Origin of the sequence: Vagococcus allomyrinae, assembly GCF_017829975.1 — a bacterium.
Lineage (GTDB): Bacteria > Bacillota > Bacilli > Lactobacillales > Vagococcaceae > Vagococcus_D > Vagococcus_D allomyrinae.
In genome coordinates, this window is sequence record NZ_JAEEGA010000012.1 from 151,908 (window position 1) to 170,583 (window position 18,676).

Here is an 18,676-nt window from a genome sequence, read left to right on the forward strand (position 1 = left end):
TAGTGATATTATAGCATCAGAACATTGATGAATCAATGTTTTCAAATTTTTCTAAGCCTAACAAACTTACAAAAAATATACTTAGGCAATGATTTAACTTATTGAATGGTACCTATTATGTTAAGTTTAGAAAAGCTAGCGTTGAGTCCGTATTTTGCTCTCAACATCATCACCCATCTCCTTCCAACGCTACACCAGATGGTCTTATTAACTATCAGTGCTAACCTTGGCCCCTCTTTTTTCATCCTCATTTCGATTATTATTCTAATTTCCTCTTCCCTTTCTGATTTTGGAAAGGGAAGACTTTTACTTCATAGTTCATCTTCACTACCTAAGTTTTATTCATGCTTCACCACTAACCTAACAGGCCCGATTAAGCCACTAGGCTCCAAAAGTCGATATTGCGATAAGTAGTCTTTCATTTCAGTGCCTAAAGTATTTATTACCTCAACTCTCAAGCTATTCCGCCCTGGTCTGATGTGCTCCCCTAATTTAAACTCATAAGGGCCACTAATCTTGGTCTCAAGCTCTGTCCCATTTAGAAAAACCGTGGCGATTTCATAAACCTGCCCTAGATCAAGATAACAATCCCCCTCAGCCAACTCTGCCAAATCAAATTCAGTCTGGTAGACCATTTTTCCAGAAAAATCCGGAAAATAAGCTGGTGACGCTAAATTAACTAAATCAGCTAATTGCCTCTCAGCAAACTTTTCAGTTGACGACCGCTGATACAAGCTAACATTCCAAGGTAACGTCAGCTCTGTTGAACTGATAGATTGATAATTGATTAAAGGATGATCTGTTAGTCTTTCTTTGGCAAGAATATAGTGGGCCGCTTCATGAGAAGCCAATGACACCTCAATCTGTGAGACAGGCTTATCCCCTACTAAGAACAACTCATTTTTCATGGCATCGTAGTAATGAAGATAGTCTGTCTCCTGAAGGGCGATGGTGGTTATCAACGAGCTTTGCCCTTCGTTAAAGAACATCAAGACCTCACTATCTGGTTGACGATAATGATAAAAACGTAAATCTTTTTGAGGGGTAAGCGAGCGAATATCGTAATGACCTGCTTCTTTCAGGTGATTAACCAATTCCTCTAAGGCGATTTTGCCCGCCTGTTGAAAAGCTTTGGCACTGCCGCCTTCTGTCGTTTCCAAAGGATAGTCTTTAATAAACAAGACTTCTATCCCCGCTGCCAGCATCTCTTGGCATTCGTCCACAAATGATCGAGGGAATCGTTGGCCATAAGGGACAATCAGTACCTTGGCTGACAGACCGTTAAGCTGTAAACGACCATTTTCTTTTGTGGCTTGCTTAAGCAAGTCAAGTGAGATAATCGTAAAATCAAGCTGATGTTGCGTCAGTTCTTTTGCTGGTTTTTGCATCAGCATCGCTTCCCCTGACCATTCAGCTTCTCCATGATAAAGCAGAAAGGCGCTGGTAACAGGTTGTCCATCACTTAACAGCTCTGCCACACGATTGGTATAGTTCATCAATTTAGCTAAATGAGGATATTGCGGGTTTTCCCCATGGGCGTAAAAATGGGGTGGGCAATCGGCATCTGGAAAGGGCGACATATTAAAAGCATGGGGAACAAAATGATTAACGCCTCGCACTAACATATGATCTGTCATCCATTTCATCAACTTCAATCCTTCTGACCAGCCATAAGCTCCATATAATTCCACCATGGTTCTGCCTTGTTTTTTAGGATCCAAATAAGCCAATGACGTGCCCATTTTTGCTAAGGCATAATGAAAGAACTCGCCGTCCCAGCCAGTTGACGTAAAGGATTTAAAATAACCTTGGTCTTGCCCAGGCAGGAGCTGATGTAGGACAACGTCAATTCCTGCCATAGTTTGATCCTCAATCGCTCGAAAATAATGACCAGCACCATAACCAAGACGGGCATGGGCGTTATTATCTTCGATCAAATGGCCGACGTACTCAAGCTGATGGCTAGTGCACCAATCGGCTATTTTTTTAGTGAAGTTCTTGGCGTATAAGGTTGACACCGTATCCATGTAGGTAAAACGAATCAGATCAGTTTTATGATTGCCGTTGACGACTAACAATGGCAAAAGCAGCAAGGCCTCTTCTTTCAGTTCCTTCTGCAAAAGGGACAACATATCGCTCCGCCAAGGTAGCAACATGTCTTGACCGATAATGGCATCTGGCCCTTTAATATTGCCAAAACGGGGTTCATCGGTAAAAAAGCCGGCAATCGTCTTGCCAAAATGCTCGCCCACGTGTCGCTGATGACTTTCGTAGACTTCCTCGATTAAAACTTGCGTTGCGACTTCGTCTAAGGGGTTTAAATAACCTTCTGTCGAACTTTCACCACCTTCAAAGGTTTCAACTAAGGTAAATACCCGCCAATTGCCGGCTGGCAGATCCAGATAGATCGTTCCCTCTACTAGTGATTGACTGATATCCACCATAGTGGTAGTATCAACGGTTTGATAATCAATGACTTTCGCCATTAAAACGGCTATTATCTGATCTTCTGATGCGGTTAATTCGGCTTTCAACTGGTGATTATCCGTTCCTACTTCCATAATCGATTGGCGCTTACCACCTGCTTGCCACTTAACGATGATCCCCGCATCTTTTTGCGGACCATGGTAATCTGTTTGATTAATCTTCAAATATTTTTTTCGTAAATGAGGATGCTTTTTTAAGATGGCGCCATTGGCATAGCCTGTTGGAAAATGGGCGTCATCAAACAACCACACCTTCATCTGCCGCTTTTCGGCTTCATCCAGCACAATGCCTAGATCCCGCCACCAAGCTTCCCCAACATAGTCAGGGTGAGGACGGGGCTCCACACAAAGAGCCCTTATCCCAGATTCCGCAATTTTCCCAACATACTCACGAATGATCCCTTCCTCTTCTCCGTGCATCCAGAGAAAAGGAAAAATGTAATTGTCACCTTTATCAGTCAATAATTTTTGAATTTTTTCCATTCTAATCCCTACCATTCTTTAAGTCTCAACTAAATCGTGTCATCTGCTTTGGTGATGACATAAGAAATAACTAAAGGCACCACGAAGGCCACCAGTGATGCGATTAAATAAGCTGTAAAACTAACATCCATGCCTTTAGGATTGATAAACAGCGGTGCGGCAAACAAGGCGTTGCCACCAAACCCATACATGCGGGCCCCCATACCAGCTGTGATGGCACCAGCCAAGCCACCTCCGATAAAAGCCGCTATGAATGGTTTTTTATAAGGAATCGCAATCCCGTAAATAATCGGTTCAGTGACACCGAATAACCCGGTAATCCCGGTTGAAAAACCTAACGCTCGTTTCTTTTGATCTTTCTGTTTTAAAGCAAAACCAATGGCCGCTCCAGCTAATGCAAAGACTGTCACATTTAAAATCGCATTAATCGGATCTTCTCCCAGTGTGGCAATATTGTTGATCAAGATGGGAATAAAGGCATAGTGTAAGCCAAAAATGACTACCAATTGCCAAAAGGCCCCTAAAATTATCCCTGTTAAAATCGGGCTAAAATTGTAGATGGATTGAGTCCCAGTAGCTAAAACATCACTGATCACCGTCATCAATGGCCCTAAGACTAAAAAGGTTAAAGGCACTGTGATTAGCAAGGTCAACAAGGGAACAGTAAATAATTTGATGGCCGCCGGAATCTTAGGTTCCAGCTTTTTCTCAAGCCAAGCCGCTAGCATCACACCGGCAATCACTGGGAAAACAGAATTACCATAGCTAGTCAACACTACAGGAACTTTGAAAAAGGTTAAGTCAACCCCATCATTGTACAGGGTGACAATCCCTGGATAAACCAAAGCCGCGCCAATTGTTGCCCCAATATAGGGATTAGACTTCAGTTTATTTGCAGCAGAAAAGCCCAGGATGATCGGCATAAAATAGAAGAAACCATCAGCAAACGAATAAAGGATGGAATAAATACCAGAATCTGTTCCAATAACATTAAAAGAAGTTAGCCCCGCCAAAACCCCTTTGAGAATCCCTGTTGCCGTCATCACCCCCATAACAGGAAAAATAATACCTGAAATTAACTTAAAAAAGCGATTAAATAAATTGCCTTCTTCAACGGCGGATGCTTGTGAAGTCTCAGGCTCCTTTGGTGTAACACTATCTGCCAGTATACTTTCTACCTCCAGATACACTTGTGAGACATTCGTGCCGATGATAATTTGATACTGACCACCAGAAGTAGCCACGCCCATGACCCCCTCGAGCTCTTTAATTTTATCCGTCTCCGCCTGAGTGTCATCTTTTAAATTAAATCTCAATCGTGTCATACAATGTGTCACGCCTTGAATATTGCGTTTTGTACCGACAAGTTCAAGAATCTCAGACGCTAATTTTTTGTCGTTCATTTTGTCTGCCCCATTTCTATCAATTAAGTAACCATCTACGTGCATTCTACTCATCTTTTTCAGGCCTGATAAAAGCATTAACAATCGGAATTTATCGCGACTAAATTACCAAACTAAAAATTATCAACGCTTTCATTTGTATTATACAAAGTTTTAGGCTAAACTTTAATTGCGATACTTAACCAATCGCCTTACCAAACTTAACCTTGGAGGTAGTAATATGAATGTCGAAACATTGCGGGAAAAACTCATGACCATGACAGCCAGTGAATTGAAATATCAAGCGCAGGCTAGTGCCACTGACACTACTTACGACGATTTAACTAAGGAATATGTTAACGGTCAAGAAGTTTGCGTCTTTAAATTTGACGAACAGGTCAAAGATAAAATTCATCCTTACACCTTTAATCCCAAACTAGGCATTGTTAAGCACTCCCGTTTTTCGGTTATTCCCATGCACATCCATGATTATATCGAAATGAACTATGTCTATGCAGGCTCTTGTAGTGTTACCATTCAAGACACCACATTGACACTTCATCAAGGAGATGTCTGCATCATGGACACCAACGTCCCCCACACGATTAAGGACGTCAATGAAGAGGATATCGTGATTAACTTTTTGATGAAAAAAAGTTACTTTAATACCTCAATTTTAAGCCAATTGTCTAGCAATAGCATTATTTCTGATTTCTTACTTGAGGTCATTTCTAAAAGTCAAGAGCACGATCGTTATATCTTGTTTCACAGCAAATCCAGTCAAAAGCTCACTCTTTTTGTTGAAAACTTATTGTGCGAATATTACGATTTTTCTTTTTGTACCAAAGAAGTCATCAATGCCTATATGATCTTGATTTTTGCAGAACTCTTGTATCACTACCAAGCCAGTCAAATTACCGCGATTGAAGAAAGTGCCTTGATAAACGTCAGAGAAATTCTGGAACACATTGAAGAAAACTACAGTGACTGTACCTTGGCCAGTGTGGCAGAAACCTTTGCCTTCCATCCCAATTATTTAAGCCGCTACATTCGCAAACATACGGGGAAAAGCTTTAAACAGTTGGTACAAGAGCAAAAACTCAATAAAGCCAGCTTTCTACTGCTCAACACCCAAGACTCAGTGGAAACCATCATTGCCGAAGTCGGCTATCGCAACCATGGCTTCTTTAACACTCTTTTTCGGGAACGCTATAGTCTCTCTCCTAGTGAGTATCGTAAGACACATCTTGAGACAGTTGATCCTGTTTAGACTAGAACAGCGTGAACACTTCCCAGCAGTTGGCAATGATCGATGGGATTGAATCAATCTTTAAAGCCTTCTATTTTCACAATTAATTCTTTAAAAAAACAGTTTCCATATACAGAAAATGGAAACTGTTTTTTGCCTCCCCTTCCTCTCAAGCTATATAGTTCCCATTAAATAATCATCCTTTACCGTTAAACTTTCAGCCAGAAAAAAGCTGAAAGTACCACTCTTGGCGGATGATTATGCGAATTATCCAATGGAACTATCTGTTTGATTATTTAACAGGAGGTATATAGCCATAAAACACCAATCTCCAACCATTACCAATTGACCGAACTAATCAAATTAGTTAAAATATAAATATGATTAGTTTGATATTCACTAACCCTTTGGAGGTAAAGATGAAAAACATTAGTAATATTTTTAGGTTCACCTTGGAAGTATCATCCATTCTGCTATTAGTTATCTCTGGCTTTAAGCATTACACCGGACTGCTTAAATTAGTGGTTGCACTGATCCTACCAATAGCCATTATTGTTTTATGGTCGATTTTGATGGCCCCTAAATCAGCCTATCGAGTTAATGAAATTTTCCGACTAATCATCGAACTGATCCTTTTCGGCAGTATCGCTTTTCTACTCTATTACAATGGAGAAAAAGAACTTTTCAAAATCTATTCTGTGTGGGCAATTGTCAGCACTTTTCTCGATCACATGCTCTAGTGATCGGAGCAGTTACGCTTAATCGCTTATCCACCATAATCAGCAAACGTTTAGCCAAACTTTCCTTTTTTGACGATAACGTAACAAAAGTCCTCCACATTGGGAGGACTTACGTTTACCACTATTCCCGATTTTGCCATTCCCAAATTAAAGCTGCTTTTTCCGTCTGTTTAACAAATGCATCTTTTCCATCACCATAGTCAGCAATGCTTTCTGGGTATAGCAACGCTAATGTTTCTTTTAGCTCTCCATACTCCTGAGCTACGTTGTCATGGGCTCTCAAATAATCTCGAAAAGCCAAATGTCGCTGAATATCATAGAGCTGATCAAACTGAAAGGCATGAATTTGATGGGATCGATGATTGCCACCTTTGCGATAGTAGCGACGACCAGATATCCCAAACTCCCCCATCACCTCGTAGTCCATTTTTTCAAAAACAAGAGACTCTTCATCCAACTTGTTAATATCTTCGACAATTAAGAGCATGTCAATGATTGGTTTAGCTTTTAGCTTTGGCACCGACGTGCTACCAATATGGTACAAGGCCACTAAGTTATCTTTTACTGCTCCTTCAATCAGACTTTTTTCTGCTTGAAACTTTAATGGCCATTGCGGGTTATAAGGAACCACTACTATTTTTTGCATGTTGATTCTCTCCTCCCTTTTAGCCAGAGTGACTAGCTGTGTATTCCCTTATCAATATGCCATATTCGTAAGTGTCTTTCCAGATAGGCTGCCCCTTTTCATCTAGCTCAAAGTAGACATTGCTTATTTTATGTCCTTCTCGCCTCATGCCAATTCTTTCTAGCAATTGCCAAGAGGGACGGTTTTTCGGGTCACACATCGCTATTATTCTGTGGATGTCTCCCTGTTTAAGTTGATTTTGAATCACTAAATGAGCTGCCATTGTGGCAAAACCTTTCCCTTGAAAATGGGAATTAAAGACATAGCCTAATTCCCAAGTTAAAAAATCCTCTTTTGCAAAATAAATATTACCAATCACTTTGTGACAGTTTTTTAAATAAACAGCCCAAAAGCTTGGATCGGTTACCCGTCTATTAGTTTCCCTTTGACATTCCAGCTCTGTCATCACGCCATAGGGTTCAAATTTGACCACTTCTTCATCGGATAAATACTCATATAAATCTTGCCAGTCCTCTGGCTGAAAGCGTCTCACGATTAATTCTTCTGTTTCTATTATAAGCACCTCATCTTTTTGACAGACTATGTTGTTACTAATAGTTTATCATATCTTCAGGCTGTACCATAAACAAAAAAACAGCAGCTACTGAACAACCAATCACATCCGCTCTTCTCTGGCTTTCACACCAGCCGCTAAGCGCTCCAAAGCCCTACTTAAATCAGTCTTAGGACAAGCCAAGCTCATGCGTTGATACTGCTCGCCTTCCTTGCCAAACAAATTACCTGGATCTAAGAACAATTGACAGTCATGGACTAAAAAGCGATTTAACTCTTGATCTGACATGCCTAGACCGTGACAGTCAAACCACTGTAAATAGGTCCCTTCCAGTGGCACAACCCGAATTTGGGGCAACTCTTTAACCATAAACGTTTCAAAATACAGGCGATTGTCTTCGATCAATTCCAGAAACTCTTCTAACCATAAAGCTCCGTGACGATAAACCAGTTCACACGCTTTGGGACCGATGCAGTTCAGCAACTGCTGCCCGTCTTTCGCTAGCTGAGCTTGGAAATTTTTTCGTAAATCAGGATTGGCAATCACCACATTGGCAGTTTGTAAGCCTGCCACATTAAAGGTCTTGCTTGGAGCTGTTAAAATCACACTATTCCATTGGGCTTCTAAGGATAATGTGCTAAATACTTGATGCTCAAAGCCCGGCAAAATAAGATCAAAATGAATTTCATCTGAAACCAAGGTTACCTGATGCTTGCGACACAAGCGGTCTACTAAGGTTAATTCTTCTCTGGTCCAGACTCTACCAACTGGATTATGAGGACTACAAAAAATCATCAATGACAAGGCCGGATTTTTTAATTTCGCTTCTAAGTCATCAAAATCAATAGTATATCGGCCCTGCTCTACCACTAAAGAACTGGCAATCACTTCCCGATCGGAATGTTCAATGGCTGCTCTAAAAGGGTAATAAACAGGTGACAAAATCAAAACCCCGTCCCCTGGTTCGCTAAAAGCTCTGACTGATTGATAAAGAGCCGCAACTACGCCCGCTGTTGGTATCAGCCACTCCTCTTTCACCTGCCAGTTGTGACGAGTGTTAAACCAGTTGATCACCCCTTGATAGTAGGCTTTTGTCGGACCTGTATAGCCTAAGACCATCTCGTCGAGAAACGTCTTTAATCCCTGAACCAGCTCCGGCAAAGGAGGCAAATCGGTATCAGCAACAGAAAATGGCACAATTTCCTCAGGCAAGTTTCTCACTTGTTCATCCATTTGGGCCCACTTAAGAGACCCTTGATTTCTACGACCAACAGATTGATTAAAATTATAATGAGTCATCATGGTCATCCTTTCTCTCATTAACAGACCTGGATTTCTCCAGGTCTGCCTGTCCCTTACAGTTACATTAAAAAGTTAATGGCAAATTTCACGGTCGCTCCTAAACTGTAGCTCAAAGCATCTTCATCCAAATCAAAATAGTCGTTATGATGCTCTGCCCCGCTGCCGACAGCTTCATTTCCCATGCCCACAAAAGCAAAAACACTTGGAGCAACTTTCGCATAATGAGAGAAAGACTCTGAAGCATACCATTGAACCCCTTCCACAACACTGCCTGGGAAGAGATTTTCTGCCCCTAATTGGGCTAACTCTGCCAAATTATCGTCGTTAATGACCGGAATGGTCGCAATTCTCATCGTATCCAAGTAACGGATTTGACAATTGTGAGCCTCAGCGGTTTTTTCCGCCACTTTCTTAAGGGTTTCAACCGCTTTTAAGCCTTCTGCCACATCAAAGTAACGAAGACTACCGCCAATAAAAGCCGTTTCGGGAATAATGTTGTTAATCGCACCGGCATGAAATTGGGTTAAACCTAAGGTCACTGTTTTACTGACATCAATTTGGTTGGCCCAAGCACTGCTTAACCCTGTCAACACATTGGCTCCAGCAAAAACCGGGTTAATCGATAGATCTGGTCGCGAACCGTGACCAGATTGTCCGACAACTTCAAGGTCAATCACGGCCGCCCCGGCCATTCGCGGGCCCCCATCCAAGCAAATTTGACCAGTTGGCATAAAGGCCGTCAAGTGAGTCCCGTAAATCGCTTCAATGCCTAAAGGTTCAATCGCTTCTAACATGGCGGCAATTCCTGACCCTACTTCCTCACCTTCTTCAAACAAGAAAATAATCTTCCCACTTAATTTTTCTCTTAGATCATACAACAGTTCCATGGCCGCCAAAAGGACGGCCATATGCCCGTCATGACCACACATATGGGAGACACCATCTTTCTTTGAGACCCACTTCCGTGGCCCTTTTAAATTATTGGGCTGCTTTTGAATCGGTAAGGCATCAATATCTGCTCGCAACGCTACTGTTCGACCTGGCCGTCCCGTATCCAAGGTGACATAAAATCCCGTCCTTGGCACATCGGTAATAGGCAAGTCTAGTTTAGCGACTTCAGCTTGTAAAAACTTACGGGTTTCCCATTCTTCTGAGGAGACTTCCGGGTGTTGATGAAGATAGCCTCTCGTCTCTCTCATATAGGGATCTAATTCTTTTATTCGTTTCAGTAATTCCTGATTATCAATCATCAGTCAACATCCTTTCTTTTAGAAAGGGAGCATTCATCGTGAATTACTCCCAGTTTATCAAACGCTTACAACACACTGCTTAGCGAAACGCAATTGGCGCAAAGACACCTGCTAAAATCGCTGACACCAAGGAAATCGAGACGACACCCGCGATGATCATTTTAGGCATTAAGTAAGCCGTTAAATAATCGGCTTCAGCAGGATCATCAGTGGCCCCTTTAACCGCTTCGGTAGTTAAGGCAAAATTAAAAGGAAAGCCCAGGAAACAGTTCATGCCAATGGCAAACGTCATCGGACGGGAGAAACCAAGGGGTTTGCCAAAGAAAAACGTGGCCACAAAGGTGGCGATAACTCCGACCACCAATAAGACCGCGATTTGAGCTAGCAAAGCGACCATTAGTGACCAGGTGGCCAGCGCAAAGGAACTCATAAAGCTAGCAAATAAGGCCAAATTTAAGATTCCTGTTGAGGCTGATTTATCCAAAGGCTTTGGCTCAATAATGCCAAAAAAGCTCAAGACAATTCCGACTAAAATTTGAATGATGGCATTATTGACACCAGTAGCAGTTGTGAGAACGCCACAAAGGTAACCAATGATTGCCAGTACTGCCAAATAATAAGTGGGCGAACGAAATCTTTCCGGTACATACTCGTAAATGCGTTTCTTGGTTTCGGATTCGTCCACAACCTCACTGGTCTCAGTTTGAGTCACAGTTTGTTGGCGATAATCTTTTAACAAACGCTTGCTTTCCTGGCCCAAAACTCTGGCGGTTAAAGGAAACGCTAAGAACCCCTGCAACACAAAAATCATCATAGCTAACATTCCCAAATCAGGACGCCCTGCTTCATTAGCCGCCCCTTGAATAATCAAGGCAGCCATACCTCCACCAGTCATGGGAGCCGCAGCTGTAAAAGCCGTTGTTTTACCAAACAACAAAGTTCCAACTGCCAAGGTGGCTGCCACAATTCCCACTACGGCGGCCAAGGTAATGACCACAACCTTCCACTCACGTATCATATCTTTCACATTAAACATTGTCCCAACATGAATTAAAATAAAGGACACCATAATATCCGACAAGGTTTTAATGCCAGCAATTTCCAAAATGTCCGCTGGAAACACCGTCCAAAACCCAACTAAAAAAATCACTGCGACAACTAACATTTGGGGCACTAAGCCTTTGGTAAGATTAGAGATAACATCACCGATCAACATTGTCACAATCACAATCGCCAAAGCCGAGCCCATATTAAGGGTTAACATCTTACACAATCCCTTCTCTCTAACAGATCCTAAGTCGGCCGACAGCAACACTTCCACATTATTCAAAATTAGGAGGACCTTTCCAGATTCGTCAACCCAAAAAGTCACAGGACTCGTCAATCCTCTTCCCTTACAGCACCATCTCCATCACACACAAAAAAGCGGCATCAGACGTCGTGTCTAATACCGCTCAATAGTGTCACTAAAAAAGGACTCTTGCCAAAGCTGCTAGCTCTTGCACTGATATCTTTTAGCCAATACGCCAAAAATCCCTAGAAAAATGGGGAGGGATTGCGTATAATAAAGATGTTAGCGCTTCGGCGTTAACCTATTGGTGCTTGATTAGTCAGTCATCGCTGATTGGTCAAGGCTTCATACTCACACTGGAGCGCCAACTCCGGTGTGCAGTAGCCAATGGAACGTATGTAGTTGTACGGGTAGCTCCTAACGCCCACATTGTACGACGACAAGTAAGCGTTGTCAAGCTGTTTTTTTATTAAATAACTTATTGGTAAGGGCGATTGAAGGGGTTGGTTGACTCCATCGATGGTTCTTTTTAGTTTAAAATAATGGAAGGCCAACACTCGTCAATTATGGATAATATAATTTTTCCAAGACGAATCTAGCTGTCGATTTTTGTCACAAGGTGCCAAATTGGTATATCGCTTCTCACAACGAATGACACTGAGTGTTTGGCCCTTATGATAGGATAAACTTACTGCGAAACAATTCCAGATAAATCGGGTCTAGCTTTAGTCCAAAAAACAAATAATTCTCAAAGGTGCCAAACTTTTGTTCCATCACTTTTTTAGCTTGTTCTAAGTATGCTTGATCCACCCTCAGCAGTTGCTTTAATTGAGTAACTTCTGGGGCCGACAGCTCAGCTTGATAGGTGTCAATAATCTGCTGATTGGCTTGTTGGCGCAATGAATTCGTCAATAAATAATCCTTGAGAATATTGCGTTCTGGAACACCGGCAATTTTGAGGATTAAGGCTGCGGCATAGCCAGCCCGATCTTTCCCGGCAAAACAGTGAAACAAAATAGGCCCCTCTATTTTGAGCAATTTTTCTAAAAATTGGCGATACCCTTTTTGAGCCGACTGATTAGTCACTAGCTCTTCGTAGGTTTTCAGCATCTCTCCATGGGGATTTTTAACATTAGCCAACATTCCCTTTAATGAGCCATTGTCATTTGATTCAGAAGCTAAGACATCAATATTCTCAAAAGTGATACCGGAGATTTCGGTATCTGGTTTTTGAAGAATTTCCTTAACACTGCGAAAATCAAAAATATGTTTAATCTTTTTATCATTCTTTAAAAAATCGACTTGTTCTTCAGTTAAGTTCGTTAACTCACCACTTCGATAAAAAGAACCAGTCGCTAATGTGCCATAAGGAGTCTCATCCCCTCCAATATCTCTAAAATTAGTTATTACTGAATTCGTCATCTCTCACCACTCCCTTTCTTCAATTAAACAACGCTATTATTCTTTAGCTGATCTTTTCCAAAGGCTCACGTCTCACCTACCATAAAACACCTCTTGACATCTCCTTCACTAAGAAATAGACTTTTAGTGAGGTGATTAACATGACACGAGAAGATTATCTAACCATTGGAGAATTCGCTGAGCTCTCTGGTGTTCCACGAAAAACCCTGATTTATTACGACCGGATTGACTTGCTCAAACCTGAAAAAGTCAGTGACAAAGGGTTTCGTTATTACCACTATCATCAGCTCTATACGATCAATATGATCATTGCACTAAAAGAGGTCAGAATATCCTTAAAAGAAATCAAAAACTATATGACTGAACAAACTCCAGAAGCGATCTTAGCCATGCTTCAGAAACAAAAGCAGATGGCCAATCAGCGAAGTGTCTACTTCGCAAAAATGGAACAAATGTTGGATATGCAAATCCAGTCGATCAGCCGTAATTTAACCGACGATCCCTGTACGGTTGAATACAATTCCTATGAAGAAGTTCCACTATTTTTTGATGAGTCGCCCTATTCACAAAAATCCTTTCGCTTCTCTGTTTCAATTACGGCTTTTTATAAATATTGCTCAAGTCACGGGTATGAGTTTCCCTATCCCTCTGGCTTTGTCCTAAGACAAACTGACTTAGACAATACTCCCGAACAAGCTGCTTGTATTCAATTATATGCGAAAGTTCCTGTCTCAAATCGTTCTCGACCAAAGGGTGATTATCTGTCGATCTATACAACTAATTCTTTGGCCTTTGAAAAACCCTATCAACATCTGGTCGACTATGCCAAAAAACACCATCTGTCAATCGATAGTGATTTCTATCTTGATTTTGTGGCCAACGAACTGATTGCAGACAACTTTAACGATTTCCGTTTAAAAATGATGGTTCGCGTCATAAAAACACCTAATTAAACTTTCACAGCAGTGTAGAAACTCTTTCGATATGCAAAGCCAAGTAGCTGACATCGTCTTGTGATAGATTAACTTTACAGGTTTCAGCAACAAAGGCTTGGATATTCTCAGAAACAGTCGCTGATATCGGATAGGTCTTTTTGATATAATCATAAAAATCCTCTCCCAAAATAGCGGTGCTAAAATCATCCGCCAATATCTGCAAAGCTAAAAACTTAACGTGATTAGTAAAACGCGGATATGCCTCAATTAGTGATTGTTGAGAAATGCTGATTTGTCTACTGATCTGATTGATTAATTCCTCAATCAAGCGAATCAATTCAATATGATCGTTGGCTGTAAAAGATAACATATAATTGGCACAGATTGTCAATTCACATAGAAAAGAAATCTTTTTTTGATCGACGGAAATTTCTGTCATTTGAGACAGACACGTCAGTCCTTCTTCTGCAAACAAAAATTCTTCCCGAAAAACGTTCCTAAGAATGCCTTGATAGCAACTGTCACCAGATTGACTTAGAGTGCTTCCTTCAAGTATGCGAGGCAGATGCTGGCGCAGCTTCTCCTCTAAACCTGAATTTTTGCGAAATATATACTTAGTATTGGCCAAATCCATCAGTTTTAAGACTAATTCATCACGCTCATTAAAAGAAGGTTGGGTGTTCATCGTTAATAGATCATCTTTCATCTTAAACCTCTCCTCTCATTATTGTTTATTATAACTTGTATAGTGGCTATACAAGCAAGCCCTTTTTCAGGATTTTTACTTTATCAAGTTGTATAGCCCTTATCAGGTCGTGATCACTAGAATGAAGATGGTAAAGATGTGGGTGGAGATCGGCATTGGCCACTAGGGCTTCCTGATTGAGCCTTATACCTTGAAGACTATCAAGCGACGCATCACATTTTGCAGTTTCATTATTCCAAAATTGTCTGGCATTTTAAAGAGGCGGATTTCACCTATATAGTTCCCATTAAATAATCACTACGCAAAGCTTCGATCTCATCAAATTCTATGTGCTGAGCACTGAGATTTGCCGTTATTCTTACGAATTTATTCGTTAAAGATAAGGGACAACGTAGTGAAGGCACTTTACCGTTAAACTTCCAGCTATATAGCTCCTATTAAATAATGACGATCAATCGTTAAACTTCCAGCTAAAAAGAAGCTGAAAGTGCCACTCTTTAGGTCTGATTATGCGAATTATCCAATGGAACTATCTGTCTGATTATTTAACATGATGTATATATTTTGAAAGTCAGCAAACAGTGATAAGCTACCATTCATTAGCAAACTATTATCTGAAAGGAGTATTATGAAAGTAGAACGTTTATTATCTATTCTGCTAACATTGCTGATCAAAAAGAAAGTAATCGCAAAAGATTTAGCAGAATTATATCATGTCACTACTCGAACTATTTATCGAGATATGGAGACCCTCTCTCTTTCAGGAATCCCAATCTATACTGAAAGAGGCCAGTCTGGCGGTTTTTTCATCGATCAGGATTTTACGCTCGATGGTTTTTTATTAACAGCTCAAGAACGGCAAACCCTACTTAATCTCAGCCAAAATTTAGCAGAGATTACCAATCTGGCTGAGATTGAGTCCATCAGCAAAAAATTAGAACCTTTCAAAACCGCTAAAAGTGACACGTTTCTAATCGATTTTAGTCAATGGGAGATAAATTCTGAACCTATTGAATTAATCGACGCTGCTATCCAAGAGTCTAAAAAAGTAAGCTTTAGCTATACCTCTTATCTAGGAGAAGCATCACAGCGTCTAGTCTGCCCGCTTAACTTGGTCTATAAAGCTAACCACTGGTATTTGTACGGCTTTTGTCAGATCAGAGAGGCTTACCGATTATTTCGCATCTCAAGAATAAGGGATTTACAGCAGCTGACCACCACATTTGTTAACCATTATCAAACCATATGCCATGAAGATCTGAACTCCCTTTTGACTAATCTTGAGCTAGCACCAGAGATTCAACTCATTGAACTTCATTTCACCAAACAGGTTAAAGCAAAGGTCTTGGATTTATTTTCAGAAGATGAGATTAAGGAACAAGCAGACCAACTAATTGTTCGAAAAAAAATGCCGATAAATGACTGGTTAGTTTCATTAATTTTGGGATTTCAAGGGGCTGCGACCGTCATTTTCCCAGCCAGTCTAAAAAATGACGTCAAACTAGCAGCTGAAAAAATTGTCGCCCAATATGACAATCAGTTGTCATAATAGGTATGTTAAAATAATCATAACCTAACGCTTCAAAAAAGGAGAGATTTTGATGTCCCTTAGTATCTTTGATGATAAAACCCTGATGCCAACAGATGCACTAGTTGAACGCCACTGTAATCATCAGCAATATGAGTTATGGCAAGCAATTCGCCAATTAATTAACGAAAGTTACCCCAAAATTACCGAGGAATGGAAGTTTTATAGCAAAAAGGCTGGCTGGTCGCTCGTAATTAAAAGCAATAAACGAACTTTGATTTACTTAATACCAGCCCAAGACACCATTAAAGTTAACTTTGTCTTTGGTCAAAAAGCCACCGAAGTGATTTTAAAAGAAAATTTTTCTGTCACTGTTCAAGAGTCACTTAAAGAGGCCACTAGTTACGCCGAAGGTCGCCCAATTATGTTTGACATAGTAGATCATGAAGATGTTGATGAGGTAAGGCGTTTATTAGCAATCAAATACACCAATTAATAGTCAAATGAGGCGTTAGGTTACAATTAATAGCATCAAGACTAATATGACTGTGCCTTCTTCGCGCTTAATCAATGACAAAAAATGAAAGGACCACTCTATGACCATTATACGAGCTAATATTAGCCACTTAGCAAGCATTGAAGCGATCACCCAAAAAACCATCGCATCAATCTATCCCAAGTATTATCCCATGGGCGCCGTTCGTCATTTTCAGGCCCATCACCACTCGGCACAAATTGCGAAAGATATTGCCTTAGGTAATGTCTATCTCTTTTTAGAGAATGACACTCCCCTAGGCACCATCTCGATTATCGACAATGAAATCACTCGCTTCTTTATTTTGCCAGAAAAACAACACCGAGGAATTGGTAAACTGTTGTTGGCCTTTGCTGAAAGGCTTATTTTTAACAAAGGTAGCAATGTTACCTTAGATACTTCTTTACCCGCTCAAGCATTTTATTTCAAAAATGGCTATCAAGTGACAGGTTTCAAGCAGGTTATAACCGACAATCAGGATGTATTATGCTATGTAACGATGAGAAAAATATCTCAGAGATGACCACTGGGCAAGGTGGTCATCTTCCTTACTTTTTCAGCCCTTCTCATGAGATCTAGTGACTGCTACCTATTAACTAATCAAATTGTCTTTCTCAACTATATAGCTACTAAATAGTCAACAGCATAGATTCAATTTCCAGTTAGTAATTGAATCTATGCCACTTTTCCGATATAATAGAGTGTTATCTGAGAGATTTGTTTCAGACATAACCGCTCAAATAACTACAGCTAAACGAACGATTTCACTTTACTTTTTGAAATGTTTGAATTATTTTTTAAAAAACGGGGAATTTTAATAACATTGTAACTTAGGAACTATGGGGGAAAAGATAATGAAAAATAATAAATTTCAACCTATTTTATTAGGTAGCGATATTAATGTATACGGTATGGCCAGATCATTTCATGAAGAATACGGCATTGTAAGTGATGCCTACGCTTCGACGGCTTTAGCTCCAACAAAGTATTCAGCTATCGTCAATGTGCATGTGGAACCTGGTTTCGACACTGATCCAGTCTTCATCAATACCATGAGAAAAATTGGTAAAGAAAAAAAGAAAGATGTCACCTATCTTCTAATTGCTTGCGGTGACGGCTACGTTGAATTAGTTGGTCGCCACAAGGAGGAATTGTCAGAGTTCTTTATTTGTCCTTATATTAATGAGGAGTTGATGGAAAAATTAACAAATAAGGTAAGTTTCTACTCGATTTGTGAGCAATACGAGCTTCCCTATCCCGATACCTATATCATCACGAAAGATCTCGTTGAAAAAGGCGACTTAAAAATCCCTTTTTCATTTCCAGTTGCCCTTAAAGCAGCAAACAGTATCGAATACTTGGATGTTGACTTCGCTGGACGAAAGAAGGCCTATGTTCTAGATTCCCTTGAGGAAGTCAAGGATATCTGTCAAAAAATCTATCAATGTGGTTACACCTCTGAAATGGTCTGTCAGGATTTTATCCCTGGTGGCGATGAAAACATGAGGGTTTTAAATGCTTATGTGGATCAGGATTCTAAAGTGAGAATGATGTGTTTGGGACATCCACTGCTCGAAGACCCTTCTCCCGCTTCAATCGGCAATTATAGCGCCATCTTGCCTGATTTTAATCAAGAGATCTACGATCGAATCAAATCCTTTTTAGAGCGAATCGGCTACGTAGGATTTGCTAACTTTGATATGAAGTACGATACTCGAGATCAACAATATAAGTTATTTGAGATCAATATTAGACAAGGTCGTTCCAGCTATTATGTGACATGGAATGGCTATAATCTGGCTAAATACCTAGTAGAAGATCGGATCATGAACACTCCTTTTGAGCAAACCACCTTCGCTAAAAGCCAGAAACTTTGGCTAGGCGCTCCTGAATCTGTCTTAAAAAAATACGCTAAGGATGGAGCAGATAAAGAGCAGGCTTTGGCATTAATTGCAGCTAAACAATGTGGTCATACGCTGTTTTATTCAAAAGATATGAACCTGAGACGATATATTTTGATGAAATACGCTTACTACAACTATAAAAAAGGCTTCAAAACCTATTTTTCTGAAAAATAGCCTCCCCCCAGAAGTCTTTCTGATTATGCTATGACGACTATTAAAACATAAAAAAAACCAATTAGTTAGGAGTTAACTAATTGGTTTTCG

At 40.4% G+C, this 18,676-nt stretch carries 16 protein-coding genes; 7 read left to right on the forward strand and 9 right to left on the reverse strand.

Going from position 1 to position 18,676, the window contains the following annotated elements; translation table 11 throughout:
• Positions 1 to 338 precede the first annotated feature (338 nt).
• Positions 339 to 2,969, reverse strand: coding sequence for a glycoside hydrolase family 2 (locus tag I6N95_RS17735; RefSeq protein WP_209530501.1), 2,631 nt, complete (start codon positions 2,967 to 2,969; stop codon positions 339 to 341).
• Positions 2,970 to 2,998: 29 nt separating this feature from the next.
• A complete protein-coding gene (locus I6N95_RS17740) occupies positions 2,999 to 4,426 on the reverse strand; it encodes a PTS transporter subunit EIIC (RefSeq protein ID WP_209530503.1) in 1,428 nt (475 codons plus the stop codon).
• Between the two features lie 166 nt (positions 4,427 to 4,592).
• Here I6N95_RS17740 and I6N95_RS17745 point away from each other — a divergent pair, with 166 nt between their 5' ends.
• Positions 4,593 to 5,621 (forward strand): AraC family transcriptional regulator, encoded by a 1,029-nt coding sequence (locus tag I6N95_RS17745; RefSeq protein WP_209530505.1) that lies wholly within the window; start codon positions 4,593 to 4,595, stop codon positions 5,619 to 5,621.
• 398 nt (positions 5,622 to 6,019) lie between these two features.
• Positions 6,020 to 6,340: a YrdB family protein gene (locus tag I6N95_RS17750; protein ID WP_209530507.1), complete on the forward strand. Its 321-nt coding sequence runs from the start codon at positions 6,020 to 6,022 to the stop codon at positions 6,338 to 6,340.
• A gap of 121 nt (positions 6,341 to 6,461) precedes the next feature.
• Here the strand turns inward: I6N95_RS17750 and I6N95_RS17755 are convergent, their stop codons facing one another.
• The 6 genes from I6N95_RS17755 to I6N95_RS17780 all read right to left on the reverse strand — a co-directional run bounded on the left by I6N95_RS17755 (position 6,462) and on the right by I6N95_RS17780 (position 12,804).
• Positions 6,462 to 6,986 carry a GrpB family protein gene (locus I6N95_RS17755; RefSeq protein WP_209530509.1) on the reverse strand — a complete coding sequence of 175 codons (525 nt, stop codon included), beginning with the start codon at positions 6,984 to 6,986 and terminating at the stop codon, positions 6,462 to 6,464.
• Between the two features lie 19 nt (positions 6,987 to 7,005).
• Positions 7,006 to 7,518: a GNAT family N-acetyltransferase gene (locus I6N95_RS17760; RefSeq protein WP_347340575.1), complete on the reverse strand. Its 513-nt coding sequence runs from the start codon at positions 7,516 to 7,518 to the stop codon at positions 7,006 to 7,008.
• 123 nt (positions 7,519 to 7,641) lie between these two features.
• Entirely contained in the window at positions 7,642 to 8,838 is a 1,197-nt protein-coding gene (locus I6N95_RS17765) for a MalY/PatB family protein (protein ID WP_209530511.1), read from the reverse strand.
• A gap of 62 nt (positions 8,839 to 8,900) precedes the next feature.
• Positions 8,901 to 10,091, reverse strand: coding sequence for an amidohydrolase (locus I6N95_RS17770; protein WP_209530512.1), 1,191 nt, complete (start codon positions 10,089 to 10,091; stop codon positions 8,901 to 8,903).
• A 79-nt stretch (positions 10,092 to 10,170) separates the two neighbouring features.
• Positions 10,171 to 11,463, reverse strand: coding sequence for a hypothetical protein (locus I6N95_RS17775; RefSeq protein WP_209530514.1), 1,293 nt, complete (start codon positions 11,461 to 11,463; stop codon positions 10,171 to 10,173).
• 591 nt (positions 11,464 to 12,054) lie between these two features.
• On the reverse strand, positions 12,055 to 12,804 hold the full coding sequence (locus I6N95_RS17780; protein ID WP_209530516.1) for a tyrosine-protein phosphatase: 750 nt from the start codon (positions 12,802 to 12,804) through the stop codon (positions 12,055 to 12,057).
• 140 nt (positions 12,805 to 12,944) lie between these two features.
• On the opposite strand from I6N95_RS17780, the gene I6N95_RS17785 reads away from it, so the two are divergent.
• Entirely contained in the window at positions 12,945 to 13,757 is an 813-nt protein-coding gene (locus I6N95_RS17785; protein ID WP_209530518.1) for a MerR family transcriptional regulator, read from the forward strand.
• Between the two features lie 4 nt (positions 13,758 to 13,761).
• Here the strand turns inward: I6N95_RS17785 and I6N95_RS17790 are convergent, their stop codons facing one another.
• On the reverse strand, positions 13,762 to 14,445 hold the full coding sequence (locus tag I6N95_RS17790; RefSeq protein ID WP_209530520.1) for a PRD domain-containing protein: 684 nt from the start codon (positions 14,443 to 14,445) through the stop codon (positions 13,762 to 13,764).
• Between the two features lie 628 nt (positions 14,446 to 15,073).
• On the opposite strand from I6N95_RS17790, the gene I6N95_RS17795 reads away from it, so the two are divergent.
• The 4 genes from I6N95_RS17795 (at position 15,074) to I6N95_RS17810 (ending at position 18,586) form a co-directional block, all read left to right on the forward strand.
• The gene (locus I6N95_RS17795; protein ID WP_209530522.1) at positions 15,074 to 15,994 is read left to right on the forward strand and encodes a helix-turn-helix transcriptional regulator; all 921 of its coding nucleotides are present in this window, start codon (positions 15,074 to 15,076) and stop codon (positions 15,992 to 15,994) included.
• A 52-nt stretch (positions 15,995 to 16,046) separates the two neighbouring features.
• On the forward strand, positions 16,047 to 16,469 hold the full coding sequence (locus I6N95_RS17800; RefSeq protein WP_209530523.1) for a DUF3788 family protein: 423 nt from the start codon (positions 16,047 to 16,049) through the stop codon (positions 16,467 to 16,469).
• Between the two features lie 100 nt (positions 16,470 to 16,569).
• On the forward strand, positions 16,570 to 17,031 hold the full coding sequence (locus I6N95_RS17805) for a GNAT family N-acetyltransferase (protein ID WP_209530525.1): 462 nt from the start codon (positions 16,570 to 16,572) through the stop codon (positions 17,029 to 17,031).
• A 331-nt stretch (positions 17,032 to 17,362) separates the two neighbouring features.
• Positions 17,363 to 18,586: a carboxylate--amine ligase gene (locus tag I6N95_RS17810; protein WP_430727547.1), complete on the forward strand. Its 1,224-nt coding sequence runs from the start codon at positions 17,363 to 17,365 to the stop codon at positions 18,584 to 18,586.
• Positions 18,587 to 18,676 lie beyond the last annotated feature (90 nt).